Origin of the sequence: Candidatus Mancarchaeum acidiphilum (genome assembly GCF_002214165.1) — an archaeon.
In the GTDB taxonomy this organism is placed as follows: domain Archaea; phylum Micrarchaeota; class Micrarchaeia; order Micrarchaeales; family Micrarchaeaceae; genus Mancarchaeum; species Mancarchaeum acidiphilum.
On record NZ_CP019964.1, the window covers coordinates 145,496 to 171,193 of the forward strand.

22 protein-coding genes and 3 tRNA genes are annotated in these 25,698 nt (G+C 38.8%); 14 read left to right on the forward strand and 11 right to left on the reverse strand.

The features are described from left to right. Positions 1–9: 9 nt before the first annotated feature. The 7 genes from Mia14_RS05115 (at position 10) to Mia14_RS00845 (ending at position 6,651) form a co-directional block, all read left to right on the forward strand. Positions 10–101, forward strand: a tRNA-Gln gene (locus tag Mia14_RS05115). Positions 102–160: 59 nt separating this feature from the next. Continuing rightward, positions 161–874 (forward strand): site-2 protease family protein, encoded by a 714-nt coding sequence (locus tag Mia14_RS00820; protein WP_088819670.1) that lies wholly within the window; start codon positions 161–163, stop codon positions 872–874. 77 nt (positions 875–951) lie between these two features. Continuing rightward, the gene (locus tag Mia14_RS00825; RefSeq protein ID WP_088819671.1) at positions 952–2,274 is read left to right on the forward strand and encodes a hypothetical protein; all 1,323 of its coding nucleotides are present in this window, start codon (positions 952–954) and stop codon (positions 2,272–2,274) included. After that, entirely contained in the window at positions 2,267–3,943 is a 1,677-nt protein-coding gene (locus Mia14_RS00830; RefSeq protein ID WP_157891412.1) for a type II/IV secretion system ATPase subunit, read from the forward strand. Before Mia14_RS00825 ends, Mia14_RS00830 begins: the two co-directional genes overlap by 8 nt. Positions 3,944–3,957: 14 nt before the next feature. Next, a complete protein-coding gene (locus tag Mia14_RS00835) occupies positions 3,958–4,641 on the forward strand; it encodes a hypothetical protein (RefSeq protein WP_124216865.1) in 684 nt (227 codons plus the stop codon). A 2-nt stretch (positions 4,642–4,643) separates the two neighbouring features. After that, positions 4,644–5,660: a type II secretion system F family protein gene (locus tag Mia14_RS00840; RefSeq protein ID WP_157891413.1), complete on the forward strand. Its 1,017-nt coding sequence runs from the start codon at positions 4,644–4,646 to the stop codon at positions 5,658–5,660. 4 nt (positions 5,661–5,664) lie between these two features. Next, entirely contained in the window at positions 5,665–6,651 is a 987-nt protein-coding gene (locus tag Mia14_RS00845) for a type II secretion system F family protein (RefSeq protein WP_088819675.1), read from the forward strand. A 197-nt stretch (positions 6,652–6,848) separates the two neighbouring features. Here the strand turns inward: Mia14_RS00845 and Mia14_RS00850 are convergent, their stop codons facing one another. The 5 genes from Mia14_RS00850 to Mia14_RS00870 all read right to left on the reverse strand — a co-directional run bounded on the left by Mia14_RS00850 (position 6,849) and on the right by Mia14_RS00870 (position 14,242). Then, positions 6,849–8,645: a LamG domain-containing protein gene (locus Mia14_RS00850; protein ID WP_088819676.1), complete on the reverse strand. Its 1,797-nt coding sequence runs from the start codon at positions 8,643–8,645 to the stop codon at positions 6,849–6,851. Beyond that, the gene (locus Mia14_RS00855; RefSeq protein WP_088819677.1) at positions 8,636–10,480 is read right to left on the reverse strand and encodes a LamG-like jellyroll fold domain-containing protein; all 1,845 of its coding nucleotides are present in this window, start codon (positions 10,478–10,480) and stop codon (positions 8,636–8,638) included. The genes Mia14_RS00850 and Mia14_RS00855 overlap by 10 nt, the downstream gene beginning before the upstream one ends. Then, a complete protein-coding gene (locus Mia14_RS00860) occupies positions 10,477–11,016 on the reverse strand; it encodes a hypothetical protein (RefSeq protein ID WP_088819678.1) in 540 nt (179 codons plus the stop codon). Before Mia14_RS00860 ends, Mia14_RS00855 begins: the two co-directional genes overlap by 4 nt. A gap of 4 nt (positions 11,017–11,020) precedes the next feature. Beyond that, complete coding sequence (locus Mia14_RS00865; protein ID WP_088819679.1) at positions 11,021–13,702, reverse strand: LamG domain-containing protein; 2,682 nt, start codon at positions 13,700–13,702, stop codon at positions 11,021–11,023. An 81-nt stretch (positions 13,703–13,783) separates the two neighbouring features. Then, complete coding sequence (locus Mia14_RS00870) at positions 13,784–14,242, reverse strand: Hsp20/alpha crystallin family protein (protein ID WP_088819680.1); 459 nt, start codon at positions 14,240–14,242, stop codon at positions 13,784–13,786. Positions 14,243–14,344: 102 nt separating this feature from the next. Here Mia14_RS00870 and Mia14_RS00875 point away from each other — a divergent pair, with 102 nt between their 5' ends. From Mia14_RS00875 to Mia14_RS00895, 5 genes are all read left to right on the forward strand, one after another. Next, entirely contained in the window at positions 14,345–14,782 is a 438-nt protein-coding gene (locus Mia14_RS00875) for a winged helix-turn-helix domain-containing protein (protein WP_088819681.1), read from the forward strand. A gap of 12 nt (positions 14,783–14,794) precedes the next feature. Beyond that, complete coding sequence (locus Mia14_RS00880) at positions 14,795–15,490, forward strand: nucleotide exchange factor GrpE (RefSeq protein WP_088819682.1); 696 nt, start codon at positions 14,795–14,797, stop codon at positions 15,488–15,490. A gap of 33 nt (positions 15,491–15,523) precedes the next feature. Beyond that, on the forward strand, positions 15,524–17,380 hold the full coding sequence (gene dnaK / locus Mia14_RS00885; protein ID WP_088819683.1) for a molecular chaperone DnaK: 1,857 nt from the start codon (positions 15,524–15,526) through the stop codon (positions 17,378–17,380). Positions 17,381–17,444: 64 nt separating this feature from the next. Continuing rightward, entirely contained in the window at positions 17,445–18,557 is a 1,113-nt protein-coding gene (gene dnaJ / locus Mia14_RS00890; protein WP_088819684.1) for a molecular chaperone DnaJ, read from the forward strand. Positions 18,558–18,561: 4 nt separating this feature from the next. Further along, positions 18,562–19,902 (forward strand): DUF4143 domain-containing protein, encoded by a 1,341-nt coding sequence (locus Mia14_RS00895; protein ID WP_088819685.1) that lies wholly within the window; start codon positions 18,562–18,564, stop codon positions 19,900–19,902. Positions 19,903–19,924: 22 nt separating this feature from the next. Here Mia14_RS00895 and Mia14_RS00900 read toward each other — a convergent pair whose 3' ends face one another. The 3 genes from Mia14_RS00900 to Mia14_RS00910 are packed head-to-tail and all read right to left on the reverse strand — an operon-like array spanning position 19,925 to position 21,881. Next, positions 19,925–20,407, reverse strand: coding sequence for a hypothetical protein (locus Mia14_RS00900; protein ID WP_088819686.1), 483 nt, complete (start codon positions 20,405–20,407; stop codon positions 19,925–19,927). Positions 20,408–20,415: 8 nt separating this feature from the next. Further along, positions 20,416–21,153 carry a DUF7125 family protein gene (locus tag Mia14_RS00905; protein ID WP_088819687.1) on the reverse strand — a complete coding sequence of 246 codons (738 nt, stop codon included), beginning with the start codon at positions 21,151–21,153 and terminating at the stop codon, positions 20,416–20,418. Continuing rightward, a complete protein-coding gene (locus Mia14_RS00910) occupies positions 21,150–21,881 on the reverse strand; it encodes an ATPase domain-containing protein (protein ID WP_088819688.1) in 732 nt (243 codons plus the stop codon). The genes Mia14_RS00905 and Mia14_RS00910 overlap by 4 nt, the downstream gene beginning before the upstream one ends. Before the next feature lie 147 nt (positions 21,882–22,028). Between Mia14_RS00910 and Mia14_RS00915 the strand changes: the two genes are divergently transcribed. After that, entirely contained in the window at positions 22,029–23,204 is a 1,176-nt protein-coding gene (locus tag Mia14_RS00915) for an MFS transporter (RefSeq protein ID WP_088819689.1), read from the forward strand. A 67-nt stretch (positions 23,205–23,271) separates the two neighbouring features. Here the strand turns inward: Mia14_RS00915 and Mia14_RS00920 are convergent. The 3 genes from Mia14_RS00920 to Mia14_RS00930 form a co-directional block, all read right to left on the reverse strand. Continuing rightward, positions 23,272–23,343, reverse strand: a tRNA-Thr gene (locus Mia14_RS00920). Positions 23,344–23,351: 8 nt separating this feature from the next. Further along, complete coding sequence (gene hjc / locus Mia14_RS00925) at positions 23,352–23,735, reverse strand: Holliday junction resolvase Hjc (protein ID WP_088819690.1); 384 nt, start codon at positions 23,733–23,735, stop codon at positions 23,352–23,354. A 111-nt stretch (positions 23,736–23,846) separates the two neighbouring features. Then, positions 23,847–25,406, reverse strand: coding sequence for a helicase-related protein (locus Mia14_RS00930; RefSeq protein WP_088819691.1), 1,560 nt, complete (start codon positions 25,404–25,406; stop codon positions 23,847–23,849). Between the two features lie 163 nt (positions 25,407–25,569). On the opposite strand from Mia14_RS00930, the gene Mia14_RS00935 reads away from it, so the two are divergent. Further along, positions 25,570–25,656: transfer RNA gene (locus tag Mia14_RS00935), tRNA-Phe, on the forward strand. Positions 25,657–25,698 lie beyond the last annotated feature (42 nt).

Genomic DNA, 25,698 nt, shown 5'->3' on the forward strand with positions numbered 1-25,698 from the left:
ACTGAATAAAGCCCCATCGTCTAGTGGACATTTCTTACGAAACCAAAAAAGGACAGCAGGCTCTGGACCTGTAAACACCAGTTCGAATCTGGTTGGGGCTACTCAAATTCTATTTGAGAGAGCTTATCAATAAAAGTTCAAGGTATTAAGGAGTAATAAAATGGTATATAGATATAATATACCTGTAAAAGAAGAGATAAAAGAGATTGTTATTGCCGATTTAGTGCTGACAATAGCATTCACTTTATCATTAATGGGAGGTCTGTTCAGCAGATCCCCCAATTTCGTAGAACGTTTTGCGATCTATCTTCCAGGTATATTTATAATAGTGACACTGACGTTTGTGCTTCACGAGCTAATGCACCGCCAGGTTGCAAAGCATTTCGGTGCAGTTGCAAGCTTCCAATACTCAGTCAATGGCTTGTTAATTACCTTAGCTACGGGGGTATTTGGATTCATATTCGGGATTCCCGGTGCCACTGTAATCTATACAAATAATTTTACACGTAAAGAAGAGGGCTTAGTATCAATTGCAGGGCCATTGATGAACTTTGCCGTGTTCGTACTGTTTTTTGCAATATTCATAATGTCACCTTATATAAACAATTCCTACGTGACTTTAATAGCAGCATTAGGAATGTTCATAAGTATACTTTTAGCCTTTTTCAATATGCTCCCTATAATGCCTTTAGACGGGGCGAAGGTGCTTAATTGGAATAAAAAGGTTTACTTTAGTTCAATGGTCATAATATTCATACTGATGGCAGTTTCATACCTAATACTTACCGGAAGCATACTAGACATGTTTATGGAAGTTGCGATAATGATAGTGCTGGCTTCATTCTTTTCGTTATTTTACAGAAGAATTATATGACTTCCCCGTTATAAACCGTCTTGGCATATTAACATAGTTTTAAATACATTAATTGAGAAATTATAATGTGTTTAGTTATGGTTGAAAATCAATCCTCCAAAGCATCTCCGAGTGCAAACAATGCCAATGCCCCCAACCTGAACGAAGCTAAAACCAATATCGACAGGATGCTGGCGCTTCTCCAGAGCAAAGGCAGAATGGATGTCAATACGCTTGCATTATCATTGGACACTCCTGCCTCCGTTATAGATGACTGGGCAAAGATATTGGAATCAGCGAATATGGTAAAAATATCTTACGAATTGGGAAAAATGTACATAGAGCCTTTCAGCAATGTAGCAAATACCCAGAACATCGACAATATCATAAGCAATAAGCGAGAGCAGTTAAAAAGAGATGTCGATGTCCAATATATACTACTTGAAAAACTGGTAAACTCCGCAAATTCCACTTCTGCAGATATAAACAGTGCAGAATTCAAATTCTCAAAAGAATACCCACAAATAAGGAAAACAATAAAAAAGCTGAATAAGACCCTGGCAGAGCTTAATAAATACAACCTGAAAGTAGAAGGATTGAACAAAAACACGTCGGGAGAATACACCAAAGTAAATGCGGATTACCAAAAGCTGGTTTCTAATATAAATGGGCTGTCTAACGGGCCATTAGAAAATGATCTAAAAACCCTAAATATAAAATTATCAAAAACCCTCGGGGACATACTGTCTAAGAAGGCTGATTTAGAAAATATTAGGAAGGACAACCTTAAGGAGATAGAAGATATAAAAAGAGATCTCCAATTCCATTATAAAGATGCCTTAACCTCAATAAATTCATTCAGCAAATCACTTAATGACCAAGTATTAAAAGCCAGGCAGGAGATAAGTAAGAACATAACTAGTATAAATAAAGATAAAGCAAACTTAAATACTGCAATAAAAAGTTATAATACAATGATGTCGCTTTACAACAAAACATCTGGAAAAGTAGATTCTAAAAAAGTAGAGGAAATATATAATTCAAATAAGGCAAAGATAGATGAGTATACAAACGAGTTCAATAAAGCTTATGACGAAGTATCGGGAAAATTAAATGATATAACAAAGCACTTTGGCGATTTAGGCAATCTAAACTCCCAGATACTTAACTTGATTACTGTACTTAATGATTCAAAAACGAGAGTAAAAGATTTAAGAAAGGAGATTAATGATATAAAAAGAGAGGTAGATACATTATCAATAAAAAAGAATGTGTCTAGGGAGGATATTTTGAAGTATGCTGAGATAATAGAAAAACACAGCAAGAAAACCGAAAGTGAAATAAATAACCTTTCAGACAAAATAAAAACTTCATCTGATGCCCTCTCAAAATCGTTAACTTCGGATGATACTAATGAGTGATTTAGAACCAAAATCAATTATTGATGCCGGTGATTTAAGGGGTATTGATTCCAGCGGTGCGGATAATATTGAGCCTACGGCAGAGCCAAACCCAAGTCCATCCGTTAACGAAAACCCTAAAAATGAAGATAACAATGCCAAGGTCTCTGAAAATAAAGGTAATGAAGGTTCCACACCAACCCAGCAAACAATTCAAGAGTATGATTTAGTTGCAAACGGGTTGGAAGCGCACATAACAATATACAAGACTGTTGAGGAGTTCGTTCCAATATATGGAGTCAGTTTCAAGGGGGTGAGCATGGCAACCCGTCTTCTGCTTCTTTCAATGAGGCGTCCCCTTCTTACTTCGGTTCCTGTAGATTTATCTAAGATAAACGATAAAGATTATGTATCTGATCTGAACAAAAGGTACCTTGCCGCAGCAGAAGTTCTTATAGACAGGTATCTGCCAAGAATTGAAGAGGGAATCAAAAAGGTTTTATTGTCTTATATACTTAACATGATGTTAGGTTTAGGAGAATTAGAAGTGCCATTATCGGACGATTCATTAGAAGAAATTACAGTAAATGGCGCAAATTACAATATCTGGGTATTCCATAAAAAGCTTGGCTGGTTAAAGACTTCACTTAAGCCAACCAGCGAGGATTCAATATACAATCAAGCAGAGCAGATAGGAAGGAGGGTGGGAAGAGAAATAAATAACCTTACCCCTCTCATGGACGCTGAACTTGAGGATGGATCAAGAGTTAACGGTACACTATTCCCAATATCACAGTCGGGAAATACTCTTACTATAAGAAAGTTCTCGAAAAATCCTTGGACTATGCCTGCCTTAATAAAGAACGGATCACTAGACGCCAATTTAGCTTCATTGGTCTGGCTTTGCATACAGAACGAGATAAGTGTATTGATATCTGGGGGAACTGCAAGTGGTAAAACGAGCTTTTTGAACGCAATGAGCATATTCTTCCCAAGCAATAGAAGGGTTATATCTGTAGAAGATACACGAGAACTTGCCCTGCCGAACTTCTTGCAATGGGTACCTATGATAACAAGAGAGCCAAACCCTGAAGGAAAGGGAGCAGTCAGCATGTACGATCTGATGATAAACTCATTGAGGCAAAGACCTGATATAATAGTCGTCGGAGAAATAAGAGCGGCTGAAGATGCCCAAACCTTGTTCGAAGCAATACACACAGGTCACTCTGTATACGGTACGCTTCACGCAGATAATGTGCAGGATACTATTATAAGAATGACAAATCCTCCTATAAACACCCCAAAAATATCAATGAACGCCTTGGGTGTTATAATAACAGTATTCAGGCATAGGGCAAAAGGGATAAGAAGAGTACTTGAATTTGGTGAACTATTGAGGACAGGAGATGCAAACGTGCTTTACAGATGGAATATAAGGACAGATACATTCACAAAGGTAAGTGAGATGACAAGGCTTCAAGAGACCCTGAACTTATATACAGGGATGACCAAGAGCGAAATAGATTCTGATGTAAAGGAGAAATCAGATGTATTAAGCTGGATGGCTGCAAATAATATAACTAACGTAGACGATGCAGGTTTTGTAATTGCTAACTACTATAATAACCGAGAAAGGGTTTTGGATATAGTAAAAGAGAATGCGAAATTTTCAAGAGATAAATTCAAATGATAAAGGTTGGTATAATGGATGAAGATGTGGATTACGATAAAATCAAGGACTTCATAAATAATATATACGGGAGTTCATCACAGAACCCTACATCCGAATCAACCCCAATAACAATAAACATTTCAGAGGTAGTGGATAATCCAGAATCAAATCAAAATAGGATGTCCTATGCAGATGTAATAAAAATGATAAACTCATTGGATTATGGATTATTCAGGAATAACAGGATAACGAATTTATATAATCCCATTGCACCCAGCAAATACATAATAGGTGAGCAGACTCAGAGGACAAGGGAGACAACTGCAACCCCAGTGGTGAATATAAGTTCTAGTGCGCAACAGAATCAGGTTGTCAGCGAGGCTCAGGCCAATCCAGCAAAAGGTATAAAGCTTAAGGACTTGGTTAAAAAAATAAATTACGATGATTTGGTGTTGCCAAGCTTGCCAATCTCTGATCAGATATCCGAAATTAATAGAATAAATGACGGATTAAGAAATAACATATTTGACCATGACCATTTAATAATAGTAATGCAAGAGATATATGGGATAAAGAGGATTTCCGACAAGGAGAAAAGCGACTTGGGAAGCAAGATGTCAAAGCTTGGTGATGCAGAGAAGGCACTATTAAGCGCAAGAGATGACAAAATAAGCGAGGGGATTAACCTTATAGATAAAATGGTAAACGGTGGATGATATTGTATTACAAGGATAACAACAAAGGCAATGCGCAAAATAACGATCCTAATACAAATGCCACTCAAATGCCGAACCCCACGCAATCAAATTCATACCAGGTACCCGCAGGAGGTATTGGAGGCACTCCTGAAGATGAATCAAGAAGAAGGGTGCGCAGGGATACAGCATCATTCCAGAGGCCGAGCCGCATAGATCTTTACCTGCAAGGAGTAGCTGCAAAGCATAAAGGGCTGGAACAGTCTTTGAAGGAGCAAGGAATAAATGAAAGTGTTACATCTTTCCTAAAACGTATGCTTTTTGCATCAGTTATTGTAGCAGTTTCAATAGGTGTGGTCGGGTTTATACTATTCTTGCATCTAGGACTTGTAATTGCATTTGCGGCTTTAGTTGGTATCGTTGTAGGAGTGGCAGCTTTTCAGTTCTCATTTAAGGCCTTCATAAACTATCCAAGCAAGAAGAAGGTTTCAAATGGGAAGGACATAGAAAGGAACATCCTTTTTGCATCAAGAGACCTTATAATATCACTCCGTTCTGGAATGCCATTATTCAATGCAATGGTATCTATAAGTTCTGGATATGGAGCAGCAAGCAGGGAGTTTGCCCATGTAGTAGAGAAAGTTCAGTTCGGTGAATCCTTAGAACAAGCAATAGATGATACAGCATCCGAAAGCAAGAGTGCATCTTTCAGGAAGCTCATGATTCAGGCTTCTGTGAGCATAAAAGCAGGTTCAAATATAGTTGACTCTTTGCAGGAGATAGTAGACGATCTTTCAAGGGAAAGGGTAATACAGCTGCATGCTTATGGGCAAAAGCTGAATGCAATAGCAATGTTCTATATGCTTTTCGGAGTCATACTCCCGAGCATGGGTATAGCAGTTGTCACTATATTGACAACATTCATAGCACTGATAGTAGTAACCCCAGAACTGCTTTACGGGGTATTGGTAGGTATTATTTTCCTGCAGGTGGTCTTCTTGCAGATGATAAGGAGTTCAAGGCCTATATTTACAATGTGATACAATGGAGTTTAGATTTGAGCGTTTGGTTTCAAGGAACATCTCTTACAAGCTGTCGCACTTGCTAGACCTTGCAGGGCTCAAAATGACTGTAAACAAACTCCTGTCATACATGGTAATAGGATCTATACTGCTTATGGTTATAGTTCCATTTGTGCTGTACTTCATGAAAATAAATATAATATTGGCCATATTATCTGTTGTCATAGCTCCTGCAGTGTACTTGGTAGTAATATACTTTATATTGAACTACCTTATAGATAAGAGGAAGTCAATCATGGAGAATTTCCTGCCTGACTATCTGCAGATAACTGCCGCAAACCTAAGAAGCGGTGTGTCTTTGGATAGGGCAATGCTGATGGCAGCAAGGCCTGAGTTTGGGCAGTTGAGCCTGGATGTCAAGGAGATGAACAAGAAGATATATGGTGGCGAAACACTTGATGCTGCCCTTACCGAGCTTGCAAACAGTTATGATTCAACTACATTGAAGCATTCCGTTCGTATGGTATTGGAGGCATATAGGTATGGAGGTGCAATGTCTGACTTGATTTCACAGATGTCAAAGGACCTTAAAAACCAGCAGCTTACAATGAAAGAGATTTCGGGGCAGCTGCTTATGTACAGCATATTCATAGTATTCGCAGGGCTTATAGCAGCTCCCGCCATGTATGGCCTTACAAGCCAGATGATTGTTGTTACTGATACAGTATGGAAGGGTATACTGGCAGCCAATCCTGGTGGATTGCCAACTACAGGGGTATCTTTTCTAAAGCCAAGCCCTCCAAAGATATCCCCACAGACATATCACACGTTCTCATTGATATCAATAATATTTATTACGGGTTTTGCAGCCATAATCATGTCGACAATACAATCGGGTTCTGCAATAAAAGGCATTAAGTTCGTACCTGTATTCATAATAGTTGGGATAATCCTGTATTATATAGTAGGTACTGTGATAAGCGGAATATTCACTGGATTGGGCGCTTGATCCATACCCAAAAAGGTGAATAAACCTGCATCACGAAATAATTGACGATTATACTTACCCGATATCTATTTATCGTATCTTTTAATGCACTTGCTAGTCGGATTTTGTATAACTTTTGATAAAATGAAAATATCCTATCTATAACCATCAATGCAATAATGCAAAATTAGCGGATATAAATGCATTCAATACATCTATCAATTGGATTCTGTGTAACTTATATAATTCGTGTATGCCATATTGCTCTGTGTTAAATTATACGAGTAATTATAGTAATTGAAGGCATTCCCATTAAGAGGATACCATGCAATCAGCCCATAATCATTCAAGGGCCTTCCATCCAGTCCCTGGTAATATAAGTATTCTACCGATGCAGGGGAAAGAGATTTATTGTAAATCTGCACATTTGCGATTGAGCCATTGAAATTATTCATTACAAGTTGGTCGCTCCCAACAATCATTTTTCCAGCTATATTTATTTCGTTTATTGATATTGATGGGGTCAGTGGAGGCGGAAAGGCAATCTGTGTTGTATTGACAAGTTTACCATTAACATACAGAGACAAGTTTCCTGTAACCTTATTCCATACACCAGTAATAAAATACCAGTTATTTGGGGCTATTACCCCACCAGATGAATTATACTTAAATATATTAGCAATATTGCTCCATCCAACTATTGCTTTACCGTCTTTACCTTTAACCCCTATATAAAATAATCCATTAGGTTCATTTATTATCTTGCCATTTACATCTGCTATATTTTGCGAGTAGTTTCCTTTTCCATTATTATTTATCCATGCAGATATCGTTATATTTGAAACTAATTCTGGACCGAATGAAGAGATATTTGCATCTGAGTTTACACCATCAAATTCTGCAACCTGCCTGCTGTAAGAATTAAATGACACCAAGCCGTAATTCGAAGTAGTATCTGGGTTGTACTCGCCTTCCTGTAAATAATCTTCGCTATCATTGGACTTAAAGTAATATCCATCGGCTATATAATTTTTCAAAGCTGTATAATTGTAAAGTGCAGGATTAGGACCAAGGATTACCTTTGTTGAACCTGAATTGCTGTACTTAGATAATAAATTTATCGTGCTATTAGGGTATACAAGGTAGGGCTTTGATATACCTGTTGTATTGGTTACATTTGCAACTAGGCCCGCCATCCCGCATACGCTTCCATTAATTCCACTTGCGTTATTTGCTAAAAGTATGTAATTGCCATTCTGGATACTGCTTGGAATGCTCTGGCATGTGGGCTTTGTGAAATAATATAAAGTTCCTGGCAGTGTAGGGGACATATAAGTAAATCCGGAAAGTGCATAACTTGAATTTCCAAGTGTATAAAGTGTAAAGTTCAATGGGATAACTAGATTGTTGAAATTTGCATTCTGCACACTGTGAAGATCAGGCATCCCTTCCAAGGAGACATTTGCAACAGCAACTATTGGATAATAGGAGAGCAGCCCGCTGTTATTTAGTATTGCAACGGCTGTATACTCCGCTTCCAAATCTGTTGAATTTGACTGATAAACATTCAGGGTCCCATTTTCAATTTCAAGGTCTACCCCATCTGCGCTTGCTTTGGACTCAAGTAGATTTAAATAGTCTGAAATGTCCATCCCTATAGCATTCCTATAATCAATTCCATACAAGCTTTGGTTATCCATCAGATCTATAATATCAGATTTTGTATTAATTACAAAATTATTACCTCTTAATTTTGGATCCGATTCATAATTAACAAGCACGGAAACCGAATTTTTTAGGGATAATTTAAGGAAGGAAGAAATAGCCGGACTTATTGTTTTAACCATAGCGCTTGATGAACCTGTGCTTACAGCAGAAGAGGACAAGTCGTCATAGCTTATATTAAGTGTTACATAGGTAATCAATTCTGCCATCATAAGTATTAGCACTATTATCATTAGCAAAGTTAAGAGTATGCCTTTCTTGTTTTTGCCATTAAATCTATTCAGCCCCATGATAAAACACTCACATTGTATACATTCATTGTCCCATTTACATTTAGCAATTCCGGTGAAGACGCTTGGCTTATTATGTCAGATGAAGCAAAGCCGGGAGGTGTAAAATTCGATTCTATAAACCTTACGTTGTCCGGATTTAAAGAACCACCATTTCCGCCAAAACCGCTATGCCCTATCCCAGAGTAATCATTAAAATTACCAAGCAGTGGATACCATCCAATAACACTGCTGCTCACAGGCTCTCCTGCAATTCCTTCATCATATAAGGTAACAGCTTGGTTTGCGTTTACCGCGCTGTCATAAACTTGTACATTGGATATTGCCGCAGTGGCGAGTTCATTACCCCCTGGAGGGTTATCCCCAATTCCTAATGTCGGATACTCCATTCCGGATATAGGTACAGTAAGAAGGCAATTTTTAGCTTCTACCCCATTTAAGTATATTGTGACATTCGTGTAATTCACTACCGACACAACAGCGTTATACCATTTGTTGGGGAATACTGTGCCTGCATTGGTAGAGCAGAATTCCCAATCGCTCGGCCAGTCCTCTCCTATTCCAAAGTTATTACTAGACCCGCCTGCCCAAGTACCTCCAAAATCCAAATTCTGACTTCCTCCTATACCGCCATTGGCAGATCCATTATAAATGTCAACTATAGGGCTTTGGCCTCCCCCAACACCTGAAGTAGGGTCATCTGCCTGCGAGAGATAAAACCACTGGTTTATTGTGTAATTTTTCCCAGGATATGTGAAATTTGGTGCATAAAATCCGGCAGTTCCATCAAAATAGGCAACTTTCAAATCAGGGGCATAGGTGCTATTTATGTATATTCCCGTATCCTCATTATGGTATAGATTATCCATGATTATGTCTGCCTCAGGTGCTTGATCATTGAGGTACAAATCAGCGATCGCCGAAAGCATGCTTTGGTTTTCAGTCAAATTTACGTTGCCTATTGATATGTCTCCGGTATTAAAATAGGTTACGTTATAAGATTTAAATACATTGGGATTGCTCTCAGAATTTAATGGATACCACTCAAGGAGGTTTGATGATCTTAGAGGAATTCCCATTGTACCTTCATCATAAAGAGACGAAACTTGTGTGCGTGTTAACCTAGATCCATAAATCTGCACATTTGAAATATATCCAGGGAAATAGGCACCCTGATAACTGAAAAGTCCAATGTTAAATCCTGTAGCTCCTTCCAAAGCCCCAGAAAATTTTTGTGTGAGGTTCCATTCGCCGTTTATGTACAAAGTGTAATTTCCCCCTATAACTTTGCCATCCTGGCTAATAGATTCATTCTCAGTAGCCACAACTTGGTACCATCTATGGGGCTTTAAGCAATATGGGGAATCATCGGCAAAAGTATTTCCTGTATTGTTAGTGACTAATACCTGTATATTGCAATTCCCATTTAGGAAAATTGACATGGATCCGTAATTGTATGAAGAAACAGCAGATATAATTCCCGCATTATTATCGGGTATATAATTGAGATAAATCCAAGCGACATAAGTCAAATTCTCTGCTGCAGGTACCGATAGCTGTGATGATATATAACTGTTGTATCCATCAAAAGAAGCTGCCCCGAAAGTATTGTACGACCTCGTATAACCGGAAAATGGGTTATCAAGTGCACTTAAGTAACCGCCCAAAGGTGTAGATGTAAGCACTTGCAGGTCATCCTCAACCTGTGAAATAGAGGATTGATAAGATATAGGAGCTATAAAATGAATATAAAGCAGTATTGAAATGGCTGCAGCAGCAACTATAAGTGCAAACACCGCGTCAAGCGTAAATATAAACCCTTTTTTATTAGTCAATCAACCGCCAAATTACCATTTGTCCAGGTTTCAACTATGACAGATACCTGCATGTTATTCAGCATTGCACTTGAAGTCTGCCTCACCACACTAGTAGCATTGTACAGTGCAGGGTTTCTGCCTATCTTTATATTTATTCCACTGCCCCTTATTACTATATAGTAATTGTACGAAGCCCCTAAAGAAGTCTTTGTAGCCTGATAATTTGAATTTGCCATGGCTATGAAGGTATAAAGCTTGCTATTGCTTATCTGATCGGATCCATTCTTCAACAAACCTATTGATATTTCATTCCAATTTGCATTATCGGATAAATTTACATCATCTTGCCAATTTATAGGGTAACCTGGTGTCATTAAGGTGCCCGACATTGTAAATGCCTGTATACTCATCACCGTGGATCCATCGCTGTAAGAAAGGGCCAGCTGATTGTTGATATTATACCAAGTATAAGCCAGCAAGGTCAATGCCACAGTAAATATGACTATCGAAAATATGACATCGATACTCCAAAACTGTGCTTTGGCATTTTTCATATTATCAACCATGCAACGAATATTTCTTGTAAGGCGGAAGCCCCTGTTCATAAAGCTGTTCTATCTCTGTACCATTCAAGGTCGAATTGTATATCTGTATATCGGAGATAGTTCCTGTGAAGTTCTCCGGTGTGTTAGGAGGTCTTGTACCTGGTATAGAGGTTGTCAGATAATCTTCTACTCCTGATGAACTGTATTCTCCAATGGAGCTTCCAACTTCACCTCCGTCTATATAAAAGGTTCCAACCCCTGGCGAACCGCTATTATAAGTCAAAGCCGCAAAATAAGTTGTATTAAATGAACCTTCAAAAGGTATACTTCCAGTATTGTAAACCCAACCAAATATATATCCTGTCCTATTCATGCTTACGAATGGCATGTTCCAGCCATTAGGTGCACTTATCCCTACAATAGGCCCTCCGTTATGAGGGCTGTTGAACCACGCAACTACTGTAAAATTATGATTGGTGCCAAGCCAATAACCTATTGTGGAATTTATCTTAGCGCTATTTGCACCCGAACTTCCATTTAAGAAAAGGTAAGGTCTTGAATTGATATGCTTGCTAAACACGGCACTTGTGAATCTCACATTGGAAAATGAGTCTATAACTGTTGTATTATACCCATAATCTTCTGTAGTGTTGTCCAATGTGAACCATGCAATTAAGTTGGATCCCCCTAAAGGCGCAGAAGCCATCCCATTTTTATACAATTCTGCCACCTGGTAACTTTTGAGCTCATCAGCATACAGTTGTAAATTTGCTATAGAGCCATTGAAGCCATCAGGGTAAAAGCTGCTATTGTAACCTATGTAATATGGAGAATATTGGGTAATTGGCAGGAAAGCCGCGGTGCTGCTGTTTATTAATAGGTCATTTTCAAACAATCTTTCAGAACCTGTATTGAAATTGTACTCAGCGGTTACAAAAGTCCATTTGTCTTTAGGGATGCTGATGGTTTTATTAGAAAATACTGGATAATTACCTATCTCCAAGCTCAAATCTCCTGTCTTATTTATGTAAAGTGAAAATCCAGAGTTGGCTGTCCTATTTATATCATTTATTATAGTTTCTGGCTGCGTTGAAGGACCTCTGTAATAAACCCACGCGCTGACTGTGAAAGAGTTATTTCTTGCGATATCAAGCAGGACATCAGAGGGAGGAACCTCTACATATGTCGGTGAAGAGGGAGTGAAATTAGCAACGTAAATCTTTGCGTAATCAGATTCATTTTCCCAAGTGTAATTGCCGGATATCTGGCCGACATTTCCTATCCCGCTCAAATCAAATATTGTATTACTGTATCCCGAATCCAAAGGATACCATCCAACCAAGTTGTCTTCAGAGAACAGATTGCCGTTGAATGCATTTACCGTTACGTTGTCGGTGCCGTTTGTCCATACCACATCAGTGACGTTGCTTATCAAGTTTGAGGTTAGGTAATTCGTGAATTTAAGAGGGGAGCCTAAAGTTCCCGTGCCTGTGACCAATCCAAGGTCAACGCCATTTAGCTGATTGTTTAATATATTAGATGCATTCATAGACAATATGAAGCTATTGCTGAACGTCAGCCCTTTTGAAGTAATTTGAGGGGTTGAAGTATAATTGCCCAGATAATTATTTATATTGCCATTCAGGGTCCACCATCCAACCAAGTTATTGAAATCTGATGGCGCCCCGTTCATCCCAGAAGAATAAATATACTTTACGTAGCTTGAATTTACTGCTTCGTTATAAATTTGTAGGTTTGCCATTGAGCCTTGGAAATAAGCACCATCAGTAGGGAAATAACCAATATATATTGGACCAGATAAGCGTGGTATTGGAGTATTAGTTGTGTTGTCGATAAGAACTCCATTTACATAAAGATGCATCGCCCCGCTTGTATAGTTATATGTGCCGACTACGTTCTGCCATTTGAAATATGAAATATCTGCATACGTTGAGCTTCCTCCACCTCCATCATTGCTGAACTGGAGCTTGGGATTAGTAGTAGTGCCTTGCTCTATCATATATGGAGCGCCAGTTCCAGAATTAGCCTGTCCCAAAAACCCTCCGTTATTAGGATCCCAAGAAATGGGGTTTACCCATATGCTCCAGGTAAAGCTGTTTGATTCCAGCTCACTGGTATTTGGTATATTTATGTCTGCATTCCCATCGAAATTAGCAACCTTTCCATATCCTTGCACTGATGTCATAAGATGCTCTGCCAGGTAGTCATATCCTGCGGTATAAGAGTTTATTATTATATGGCCATTGTTGTTGTAAAATTCCATTGTTCCAGCAGATGGAACACGATAAAAGTCATACCCTACAGGAGTACCAGAGATTTGCATATTTCTTGCAGCGCTATAAGACAATGCTGTTATATTCTCATTCCCTACCTTCATAGTGGCTATTACTTCGCCTCCGCTACTCAACGATAAATTATAGTTGTCGAATGTGCCTGTACTAGGAAGGGTAATAGATGACAAATATCCATTTCCAGACTCTAAGGCAATATCTATGTGCTCGGCTACGGTTTGTGTTATAAGTTGGAGTTCAGAATATTCCTGCTCCTGCAAGGAGTAAGCCCTTTCGTTAGCAACAAGTGCAAATATGACTAAAAATATTAGGAGGACTATAGAATAAACTATTACAAACTCTATAGCTATCTGGGATTTGCTCTTGCCACATTTGCTATTCAATTATATCAGTAATAATATACCCTATAAAATAATAAATATTACATTTAAAAGAAAAGAATTAAAGAAAACAATCCTAAAAACTCACTCTATCTTTATCGAATTCTCCTTAGCTCTGTCAGACTTATCCACATTTATTGTCAGTGTGCCATTTTCATACTTTGCCTTTGCCGTTTCGGATTTTACCTCTTCTGGAAGTGAAATTTCCCTGTAATAGCCTATTGAAGCCCTTTCCTTGGAGTAATAATTCTTTTTTTCAATCTCTTTATTCTCACTTTTTTCTGCTTTGACTATTATGCGGTCACTTTTTACCTTGAGGTCCAAATTTTTCTTATCTACTCCAGGCATGTCCAATTTTATCTGCAACGAGTCTCCCTTGTCTATTATATCTGCATCTGGTATATTGAATCCATTTTCAGCTATATCAAAGTACCTTTCTGGATGCAGTGACCAAAGTGCGGAGCGCATAAACCTGTCCATTCCAGAAAATACATCAAATGGGTCATACAGCTTAACCCTGTTCTCTTCTTTTTTGTTTTCCATTTTATTCACCCGTTTTAAATGTCAACTTTTATTTGACATTTTCAACAATTAATTATTATATATAGAAAGTTATTTAAATATTTTGGTGCATTAATATAAGCGATGAAGTTTATAATAATAAAGTCAGTTGACAAGCCCTATTCGGATGATCCTGACTCTTTCATAAGTTGGTTCTGCAAGTCATTTGGACTGGAAAGTGAAATAGAGAACAGCGACAGCATAGAGAAGGATTTGTTAAAGCAGTTTATAAATGCGGCATTGGCAGGTAAGGGCATATCAAGCAGTGACTTGACTGAAAATTTCAAAATAGCCAGGACTACTATAATATATCATCTTAATAGGCTTATAGAAGCAGGATGGATAGTAAAAAGAGGAAGAATGTACTATCTAAGAGGGAAAGAATTGAGCGATGTGATAGAGGAGATTGAATACGATATAAATCGCGAAATGATGAAAATGCTTGACATAGCTAAACAATTTGATAGATTATCTAAGAGCAGATCAGAAAATAAAAAGTTTAAAAAAGTAAAAATCGAGTGAGTGGTGTTAAGGATGGATGACAAGAAGGATTCTAAAAAAGAGAAAGTCAATTCAGCGGATAATGGGATTCAAGGGTCAAATGCCAAAGAAGATAAAGATGTTAAAGAGTCTAGAAACGAAGAAAATAAGTCAGAAGAAACTTCTGAAGGTAACAAAGGAGACAACCACTTAGTGGAAGTGGAAGAGGACTTAAAGGCAAGAACGGAAGAGGTTAAGGAATATAAGGAAAGGATGTTGCGCATGGCCGCGGAATTTGACAATTACAAGAGGAGAGTACAAGTTGATTTAAATAATGCAAACAGTTTGGGGAAGTTAGATGTGGTCAAGAAATTGCTTCCCGTAATTGATGAATTTGAATTGGCACTAAAAGCCGTTGAAAAATCCAATGACAAGGAAGTAAAAGAAGGTATAGAGATGCTGTATAAAAATATCATGAATATACTTAAAAAGGAAGGGCTGGAGGAGATTCAATCAACAGGCAAGTACGACCCCTATCTCCATGATATTGCAGTGGTTAAAGAGAGCAACGATCCGGATGGCCACATTCTTCAAGTCATAAGCAAAGGATATAAATTCAATGGCAATGTGATAAGGCCAGCATCGGTAATAATATCAAAAAAAGAGAATGATAAAGGGCAAGGAGAGAAGAAAGAGAACAAAGACAGTAAAGGAAGCCCTTCTGATAATGAAGAGCACAATATGGAATGAAATTTATTATACTTAATTATAAACGGTGAAACTATGAGCGAAAAAATAATAGGAATAGATTTAGGAACTTCAAATTCTGCTGCAGCTGTTTTAGAAGGTGGTAGACCTACCATAATACCAAGCAGCGAAGGTGCGTCCCTATACGGAAAGGCTTTCCCAAGCTATGTTGCGTTTACAAAAGACAACCAAATTTTAGTTGGAGAGCCTGCAAAAAGGCAAGCGGTTGCAAACCCTGAAGGTACAATAAGCGGGTTTAAAAGGAAAATGGGAACCGACTTCATTTACCATATTAACAACAAGGACTATAAGCCACAGGAGCTTTCTGCAATGATACTGCAGAAAATAAAAAGGGACGCAGAAGCCTTTTTAGGCGAACCAGTAAAAAAGGCCGTCATAACAGTTCCTGCATATTTCAATGATAACCAAAGGCAGGCAACGAAGGATGCAGGGGCAATTGCAGGGTTGGATGTAGTCAGATTGGTCAATGAACCTACTGCTGCATGCTTGGCCTATGGCTTGGACAAGAATGACAAAGAGATGAAAATCCTTGTATATGATCTTGGAGGAGGAACCTTGGATGTAACAATAATGGAATTTGGAAAAGGTGTATTTGAGGTAAAATCAACCAGTGGAGATACGCAGTTGGGCGGAACAGATATGGACAAGGCGATAGTGGATTTCCTAGTAAGTGAAATCAATAAGCAGTATGGAATTGATGTATCAAAGGACATTCAGGCAATCCAAAGGTTAAAAGAAGCAGCAGAGAAAGCGAAAATTGAGCTTTCAACAGTGCTTACAACCGATATAAGCTTGCCTTTCCTATCCCAAAAGGCGGGGCAGCCCATAAACTTCTCATATAAATTAGATAGGGCAAAGCTTGAGAGCTTGGTGTTGCCAATAATAGAAAGATCCGCAAAACCGGTAAGGCAGGCGCTTGAGGATTCAAAGATAGAGCCAGAGCAGCTAGACAAGATAATACTTATAGGAGGGCCAACAAGGATGCCAATAACCCAGAGGTATGTAGAGCAGCTGATTGGCAAAAAGATAGAGAGAGGCGTAGATCCCATGGAAGCTGTTGCACTAGGTGCAGCAATACAGGGAGGAGTCCTTACAGGAGAAGTCAAAGACATACTGCTATTGGATGTTACACCTCTAACGCTTAGCATAGAGACATTAGGAGGAGTAGCAACACCAATAATAAAGAGGAATACGACAATACCAATAAAGGACTCACAAGTATTCACAACTGCGGATGATTTCCAGACCAGTGTAGATATACACGTGTGCCAGGGAGAGCGCCCTCTGTTCAAGGACAACATAGATTTGGGAAGGTTCACCTTAACAGGCTTGCCTCCAGCAAAACGCGGTGTCCCTCAAATAGAAGTAACTTTTGATATAGACTCTAACGGTATACTCCATGTAACTGCAAAGGACAAAGCATCAGGAAAGAGCCAGTCGATAGATATAGTCGCTCCGAACAAGATGAATAAGGATGACATAGAAAAGAAGATAAAAGAAGCACAGGAGAACGAAGAGAAAGACAAAAAAATAAGGGAGCAGATAGAAATAAAGAACAACGCGGAATCAATGATCTATACAACAGAGCATACGGTTGAGGATTTGAAGGACAAGCTGTCAGAGGATGACAAGAAGAAGCTTGAGGACTTAAAGAGCAAGCTTCAAGATTTGGTGAGCAAGGACGATTATGATGCAATAAAAGCAGCTACCAATGAACTCCAAACCGCTTTGGCAGACATAAGCAGCCACCTTTACCAGGCAGCCTCCGGAAACAGCCAAGGACCTTCAGGTGGCAACCCTGGAGAAGGCGGCAATCCTTCTGATAACTCAAGTGAAGGAACGACTGATGCAAACTTTAAAGCAGGAAGTTGATTTAAATATTTGATTTTTATTTTTTTGTAATACATAAGTAACCCATATAGCAGGTGTAAGAAAGATGACTAAAGACTACTACTCAATTTTAGGTGTCAGCAAAAATGCATCACAGGAAGATATCAAGAGCGCTTATAGGCAGCTGGCCCTAAAGTACCATCCAGATAGGAATAAGGATCCATCTGCTGAGGAGAAATTCAAGGAGATAAATGAAGCTTATGCCGTGCTGAGCAATCCAGAGAAGAGAAAGCAATACGATGCATATGGCCCTGAAGGATTTAACAGGCAATACAACCAAGAGGATATATTCAGGAACTTTAATTTTGAGGACATATTCCGTGATATGGGATTCAATGTAGGGGGAAATTTCTCTGAAAGCGATGATTTCTTCGATACAATATTCGGTGGTGGCAGAGGCGGTAGGCAAAGGGATGATCAAGGGAAAGACTTGCTTACAAAGGTAAACATATCAATGGAAGAGGCAGTACATGGAACTTCAAAAAGAATAAAGATTACGCATATAAAGGAATGCGACAAATGCAAAGGAACAGGGGTTGAGCCAGGATACAAGATTAAAAAATGCCCTACATGTGCAGGAACTGGGCAGGTAAGGAATGTACGAAGAACACCATTTGGGATGATGCAGACTATAAGCATCTGCCCTACATGCGGGGGAACTGGAAATATACCAGAGAAGAAGTGCACAAAGTGCAACGGTACGGGAAGGCTTAATGCAAGTGAAACAATAGATGTCGAAGTACCAAGAGGAATCGCCACGGGCAACAGGCTTAGGGTTTCCGGAATGGGAGACTATGGAAAGGACGGTCAGGGGGACTTATATATAGAGATAAACATACTTCCAGACAAGCGATTTGTAAGGAGGGGAGATGATATCTACATGGAAGCTCATGTACCATTCTATACAGCTATAACTGGTGGTGTCGAGAAAGCAAAAGGTATAGATGGCGAGGTTGAATTTGAAGTAGAGCCTGGCACGCAGGACAGTGAGCAGGTATTGGTAAAGGGCAAAGGGATGCCGCATTTCAATAAAGGCGGCTTCGGAGATTTGATAATAAAGATAAAAGTGGATATCCCAAAGAAGCTCACTTCTGAACAGAAGGAGCTGATAGAGAAGTTCAAGGATCTCGATTCCAATAAAAAATCATGGTTCAAGTAATCATATGAAGCAACAATTAAACGATAATCTACTGTCCGCTTACAATCCTTGGTGGAGCAGTAAATACCGGAATGCCAAAAAAACCAAATACCTCGCTTATTACAGCAAATTGTACAAGCTCCCTGAGCTCAAAAACGGCCAAAAGCTGATAATAACAAATACAGATTATAACGAATCTATTATAAAGCAAATTCTATATGGGTATGTAAACCGCAGAAGATCTAAGAGAAATATGGTGTATGTGCCTTTTGAAAATTTGGGGGATTCTGACGTAATAAGTATATTCAGGGAGATAAAGAAAAGCCCTAGCAAGCTGGATGTATTTGTAAGCGGGATAGACCCATATCTGAAATTTTCCTTAGATAAAGGAAAACTACTATTCAGCACAATAAACAACTCCAAAAGCATAAAGAAACTATTTATATCAACAAGGTTCCTGCCGTCAAGCACAAGCAACAGGCATATTACAAAGCTTTCAACAGGAGCAAAGCACTATACTATAAGCCCTATCACTTTCAGAGACTATATATTGAAATTCGGCAAGCACGATATTAAAGGTTATTTAGCATCTCTTCCAATTATAGCAAAATCCAACCCTAAATATATGGAGAAAATATACTTGCAGGCTTGTGCAATAAGGGATTCAGGCAACGAGAGCTTTTTTAAGGACCTGTTCTCGTCATATTCAAGATCCGGCGGATTTATAAGCTCGATAGTGGATTACAAGAACAAAGAGGATCTATATGATGCAGTCTATAATTACCGAAAATCATTGATGCAAGAATTCGAAAGCCTTAAAGTCCCTGCTTATGATCTAGAGAAACTACTTTTTGCCATAACAAATTCCTGCGGCAGCATATATACTTTTGATTCAATGGAATCTGATACTAAGCTGCCAAAGAGGTTGGTGATGTACTATTATAAACTGCTATTAGATCTTGGCATAATAAAGCCTGTATTAAAATTTGACATCAAAAATAACAGTCCAACAAAATTAGTAAGAAAAACATATCTGTCCGATCCAATAACCTATATTGCGTTTTCTGATTTTTACAATAACTATAACAGGACCGAGATCCTGATGCAGGGCCCATTAATCGAAAACATTGTAGGGGTTGAGCTGATGCGAAGGTTTGGTCAAGTATACACTTTGAAGGAGGGGGTAGAGGTAGATTTCTTCCTGCCTAGCATGGATTTAGGTATAGAGGTCAAAAGCGGCAGCGCAAAGTATAACTCTTACCATATGGATTTCCCAAGGAATCGGGTAGTATTCAATTCAAACAGGTTAAAGAAAGAAAATGGGTTGTTCGAGATACCTTACTACCTATTCTTGGCACTGATGTAAAAGGAATAAGCAAAAATCAAAATCAAGCAGTACCAAGTTTTATAGCAGGGAATCCATGCTCTTTTCCAACCTGGTTGAATATGTCAACCGATTCTCTCGCAAGCGCTATATCAGGATCGACATCAAACGCTATTGCCATGTTTATTATCTTGTCCATTGTTGCCTCTTGACCGCTTGTCAATATAAATAATATTGATATGACGTATACAAGATGGTTCTTGAACTTTATGCTTGCAATGCCATTTAGGATATCCCTGTTTACTGGGACTCCAATTGCATTGAAAAGGCGCTCTATATTATTTCTGTTTATGTCCTTTCCTGTTATATCAAGTACCCCTGCAGCTACAAAGTAAGGGAGTACATTGCCTGCAAGGTTTGCCGGTATATAACTGTTTATTTCTGCTAACCCTCTTTTAACCTGCGCAGTTAGCAAAAAAGAAATGAGATCCCTGGTGAACCCTATGTCATCATTCAGTATTTGCATTAAGCTTTTTCCTTCTTCCATAAAAACCATCAATTTGACAATACATCAAAGCCTGAATCTGTTATCTGGTATGGCAAGCTTGATAATTTATGTGCCGAATTCCTAAGCTTAGTTACTTCTATCGAATACTGTGTAGCACCTTCACTGCGATTCATGCTAAGCACCATTATTCCATCAAACATTGATGTGCTGTAAAGCCCTATGCTTAAAGGATCGCTGTTGCTAACATTCTGATTAACCTCATATGTCAGTATTGAGGTCACTCCAATATCCCTCAAAGCTTCGGTCATATAGGTTATTGCTCTTGTAAATGTCCTATCGTCTTCCATGATAGGCCTTAAGCTGCTTATAGAATCAAAAATCACTAATTTTGATTTATTGGTCTGTATATCTGATACACAATCGCTTATGAATTTTTCAAAGTTCTCCCTGCTCTTGAATGCATCTATTAATGGTCTGTGGCTTATTTGTATCATGTTGCTGCTTATATAATCTTCATAATCGTCGAAAGAATAAAAGGCATTTTTTATATTATTAACCAATGCTCCCTTCCTTTCTTCATTGGTAATGAAGGTGGACGGAATTTCAAGCTTTGCATTATGGTATAATATTTCGAGCGAAAGAAGCGTTTTTCCCGCTCCCGGAGACCCCAAGAAAAGAATCTGCGATCCCTCCGGAATTCCTCCTCCAACCATATTGTCCAACCCCTTAACCCCTGTTTTTATTCTATTTACTACTCCACTATCTATATTCACACCAATTTTCAATCCTTTATCTGAGGCAATGACAAGACTGCTATACCATCACCTTTTATCTCATAAGGATACGTTCTGAAACTATGGTCCGTGCCCCTCATCTTGATAACCTCCAATATTGGGACTCTATTGTTGCTCCCACCCTCCAGATAAAGCGAGATTATACCATCATACATGAAGAATTCTGGTTTGAACTGTATATCCTCTCTTGTTGCGGTGTTCAATTCTATTGTCATTAAGGATGTTATATTCTGTGAGCGCAATCCATTAATAAGGTCCATAGTCAGCTGCCTATACGTCAGCTTGTCCTTTATCATGAGCTTGATTACCGTTATAGAATCAACTACCAAATTGCTTGCTTTGTACGAACTGGCAATAGAGCTTATTCCCGATACCAATTCATTGAAAGAATAACTTCCGCCATCGGTATCTCTCTGTACATACTGTCCCGTTTTTTCAGATCCATAAATAATTAGCTTGTTCTGGCTTATCAAGTCGTCTATGTCTTTAAACTCCGGAAAAGCGGCTTTTGCATTCTCTACTATCATGTCAGAGGTTTCTTCCAGCGAGAACATCAGACTTACTTCTCCGGCTTTTGCATTATGGTAAAGGTACTCAAATGAAAAAAGAGTTTTACCTGCCCCTGGCCCTCCTGCCAATGCAACCTGGTTGCCCTGTGGTATACCACCCCCTACAATATCATCAAAATTTTTTATTCCTGTTTTAGTCCTTTCTCTCATCGGAATCTATATTATTATCCCATTCAATATATTTAAATTATTCCTCGACCGTTGCATTAAATTCAAAGTCCTATAAATTTTCCAATAATATAAGAGTATTAATAGATATGATATAAAAAATATCTAAAGCTTGAAATAGGGGTTTCCATGGATCTAGATAGTTCTTTTAAGTTTCTTGAGTATTCAAGAGCCAGCAGAAGCGCTGGAATAATATTCATGGTGCTTGCCTTTCCTTTATACTTAAAACTGCTCAACTTAAAACTTGTAACTATAGGGATAATAATTGCGGCTATAATGCTTGTCACGGTTATTGAAACGCTGGCACTTGGAATGTTTGGGGACAGATATGGCTATAAATACAGCTTGCTGATAGCCGAATTGCTACCTGTAATAGGAGCATTCCTTCTGTTCTATTCAAGCAGCTTGGATATTATAATAATCGCCATGGTGATAACAGGATTAAGCGGCGGTGCTGGTGGAATGAGGGGATTATTTTCACCAGGCCTAACCGCATTGATAGCAAGCAACTATGAAAACGAATCTATAAGAGTCAAGAAATTAGGAATCCTTACAATGCTCACATCACTTTTTTCCATCCTTGGATCATTTATGCTTGCTTCGGAATCGTTTATATCAAGATACGTCGGCACATTGATGGCTTACAGGTACCTTTTCCTTTTCGCAGACTTGCTGCTTCTAATATCCTTCATAAGCATAATATTTGTCAAGGAAATCAAGAGGCCTAAGAAGACATCAAAGATAATGAAGAAGGAGAGCTTCAAATACATATCAAAAATAATGGTGATCAATATAGTCTCTGGAGTCGGAACAGGGATTTCCGTGCCCCTGCTTCCTTTATGGATAGAACTGATGTATAGCACGGGTGCCACAACTGTAGGTATAATATTCGGAATCTCATATATTACAACCGCACTTGGTTCTTATCTCGCATCAAAATCCTTTGGCCGCTTCAATGTTCTCAATGTCTCTTCAATTACCAGGACAGCAAGCGGCATCATTCTGATAGCGATGGCTCTGTCACCTACTGTAATAATAGCCGGGTTTATGTATATATTGAGGTCGATATTTGCAGGCTTTGGAAGCCCTAACAGGTCTGCCCTAAATGTGCGTGGCATAGACAAAGAGGATTACGGTTCAGCTACCAGCTTCAACGGGGTATCAAGCAGGATGTCCCAGTTGAGTTCTGGGTTAAGCGGGTACCTTATGGATATATCACTGCCAATACCTTTGATAATAGGGGGCATATTTCAAGGCGCAAGCGGCATACTATACAAGATATTTATAAAAGAAAAGAAGAAATGATTTCCATAATATAGATCTGAGAGCCGAATTCTAACAACCAACATTATAAAGTGTATAAAAATTAGACAGCCTCAGACGGGAATCGCACCCGCGGCCTTCTGCTTACCATGCAGACGCTCTACTACTGAGCTACTGAGGCAGACAAAATCATATTATTATGGAGTTCAAGTTCCTTCCTATCTTTAGTGCATTCGTCATTGTTATGGTGTAATGCTTATCTGTTTCATTCATCTCTTCTGGCTTTATGAAGTACCATCCTTTAATGTTCATCCTCCAAGCTATAAATGTATTCATTCCCGTGTTGCTTTCCCAATCCATGAGGCTTTTGTACCTATCCTTGTCTATAGACAGGCTCGATCTATCCCAGGCTTTGCACTCGAATGCAAACCCTTTCTTATTCTTTATAACAATTATGTCAGGGCTAAGCGAGTTAACTCCGCTTCCTGCGGACCGTATCACGGAATAATTAAGCTTGTAGAAGAAATTTATCAACTCCCTCTCACTCCTAGCTCCTTTTACATATCTGTGCAAGCAACCACTCTTCTAAAAGCCAATAAATAATTGAGCAGCTAAAGTTATAAATTTATTCCTAACCTGCTGATTTATAACACGACAATTAAAATGAGCATTATAATCTAAAGATTAGAAAAGCCTCTTTTGGCCCGCCTTTGCCGCAGCCGGCTTTGGCATTCTCTCCAGGCTTTTCTTTATCCTAAGTATCATATCATACATCTTTTTCTCCCTGAAACTTGAAACCATGAAATATGTTTCATCTTTTGTATCCTTTGTTATCAGCACGTATATGTTTCCAACATTGAATCTTCCTGTCCTGCCCTTCCTTTGTATGCTCCTTATAGAGCTAGTTATTGGCTCGTAGAATATCACCGTATCCACGCTAGGTATATCAAGGCCTTCTTCTCCAATAGAAGTAGCTACAAGAATGTTGAACTTCCCATCCCTGAAGTCCTTTATAACTTGCATCTGCTGATCCTGTGTCACTCCTTCCTTTTTCCCTACAAAGGCCATCGCTTTTAAGCCTGCATTGTTCAAAACTTCAACTATCTTTGATATTGTATAGCGGTACTGCGCAAAGATAATTATCTTGTTGTCTATGTGATTTTCAGTTATAAGCTGCACAAGAGCTTTCATCTTCGGGTGCTCCTCCCCGTTTTTGAGTGCTGTTTCTGCTATGCCAACCGCTTTCAAAAATACATGGTTTTTGAGCATGCTTTGCACGCTCCGATTCTTCTTCTCTTTATTTCTTATCGAATCTATATAAGACATGAATGGCTGAATGCCTTCTGTGGTTACCAAGTCGTAAGCATGGAGCAGGTCAAGTACGTATATATAGTGGAATATTGCTATGAATTTGTAATTGCTTCCCTTAAGCTGGTCTATGTTTTTACCGATGTCCAAAATCCTCATTTTTGAGATAGACTCCAGCTTCTTGAACGGGCACAAGCCTATATGGAACAAAGCATAAAGGTGCTCTTCAATTAGTCCTTTTAGCAAAGAAGAAATCCTTTCTACGGTTTCCCCTTTCTCAACCAATATCTTTGTCACATTTTTTTCTTTTACGTAAGGTGCCACGTCAGGATCTTCTGGAGTTCTAACTTCTATATTGTCTATTGCAAGGGTGTCAATCAGTTCCATAATCTTGTCCCTACTATTCCCAGGTGATGCTGTAAGCCCCAATATTTTAATGTTCTTTTCCTTGCATTTATCTGCCACATAGGTATATGCATACCTGCCTACTGCCCTATGAACTTCATCAAATATAGCAATCCCAAATTGGTCAAGGTCAAGGTTTGAGGATTTCAGGTCATTTGCAACTGTCTGTGGGGTTGCTATTATAATCCTTGCCCTCTCCTCAAGTACCTTTCTCTTTGCGATTGGCAGTTTTCCAGTCAAAAGAAGTATATCATCCTCATTTATATTTAGAAGTGAGCGCAGAGAATTAAAGTGCTGTTCGCTAAGAGGCTTTGTAGGGGCAAGCATCAATGCCTTTTTGCCATCATATAGGGTGCACGCAATTGAAAATACCGCTATCAAAGTTTTTCCAAGCCCTGTAGGAAGCACGACCAACGTGTTGCCTCCATTGATTATGCTCCTGATTATGTTTATCTGGTAAGCCCTAGCCTCAATGCCCTTTGATTTGACAAGCTCAGAGCATTGGCCTATAAACGAAAAGTCATTTTCCATATATATACCATTGCAAATTATAATTTATATTAGTAATGCATAAAGGGCAAAGAAGTGCTTTACCAGTAAGGGAAAGATACAAAGGTATATATACTTTTTTTGCATATCCCTCTTTATATTACTCGTAGATTAAGTAATAACTGATTAAATCTTATGAAAACTTGCTGCTGTAGCTCAGTGGGAGAGCGTCCGGCTGAAGTAACTCATTTCAGATACCGGAACGTCGCAGGTTCAAATCCTGCCAGCGGCACTTCGCTTTTTAATGGAAAAATATATGGATAACTGAAGCCCA

Coding starts and splice junctions, on each gene's coding strand:
- dnaJ (WP_088819684.1), top strand. CDS start 17,445: ATGACTAAAGACTACTACTCAATTTTAGGTGTCAGCAAAAATGCATCA.
- Mia14_RS00900 (WP_088819686.1), bottom strand. CDS start 20,407: ATGGAAGAAGGAAAAAGCTTAATGCAAATACTGAATGATGACATAGGG.
- Mia14_RS00930 (WP_088819691.1), bottom strand. CDS start 25,406: ATGGAAAATGACTTTTCGTTTATAGGCCAATGCTCTGAGCTTGTCAAA.
- Mia14_RS00875 (WP_088819681.1), top strand. CDS start 14,345: ATGAAGTTTATAATAATAAAGTCAGTTGACAAGCCCTATTCGGATGAT.
- dnaK (WP_088819683.1), top strand. CDS start 15,524: ATGAGCGAAAAAATAATAGGAATAGATTTAGGAACTTCAAATTCTGCT.
- Mia14_RS00860 (WP_088819678.1), bottom strand. CDS start 11,016: ATGAAAAATGCCAAAGCACAGTTTTGGAGTATCGATGTCATATTTTCG.
- Mia14_RS00915 (WP_088819689.1), top strand. CDS start 22,029: ATGGATCTAGATAGTTCTTTTAAGTTTCTTGAGTATTCAAGAGCCAGC.
- Mia14_RS00880 (WP_088819682.1), top strand. CDS start 14,795: ATGGATGACAAGAAGGATTCTAAAAAAGAGAAAGTCAATTCAGCGGAT.
- Mia14_RS00820 (WP_088819670.1), top strand. CDS start 161: ATGGTATATAGATATAATATACCTGTAAAAGAAGAGATAAAAGAGATT.
- Mia14_RS00910 (WP_088819688.1), bottom strand. CDS start 21,881: ATGAGAGAAAGGACTAAAACAGGAATAAAAAATTTTGATGATATTGTA.
- Mia14_RS00845 (WP_088819675.1), top strand. CDS start 5,665: ATGGAGTTTAGATTTGAGCGTTTGGTTTCAAGGAACATCTCTTACAAG.
- Mia14_RS00825 (WP_088819671.1), top strand. CDS start 952: ATGGTTGAAAATCAATCCTCCAAAGCATCTCCGAGTGCAAACAATGCC.
- Mia14_RS00830 (WP_157891412.1), top strand. CDS start 2,267: ATGAGTGATTTAGAACCAAAATCAATTATTGATGCCGGTGATTTAAGG.
- Mia14_RS00835 (WP_124216865.1), top strand. CDS start 3,958: ATGGATGAAGATGTGGATTACGATAAAATCAAGGACTTCATAAATAAT.
- Mia14_RS00850 (WP_088819676.1), bottom strand. CDS start 8,645: ATGGGGCTGAATAGATTTAATGGCAAAAACAAGAAAGGCATACTCTTA.
- Mia14_RS00895 (WP_088819685.1), top strand. CDS start 18,562: ATGAAGCAACAATTAAACGATAATCTACTGTCCGCTTACAATCCTTGG.
- Mia14_RS00870 (WP_088819680.1), bottom strand. CDS start 14,242: ATGGAAAACAAAAAAGAAGAGAACAGGGTTAAGCTGTATGACCCATTT.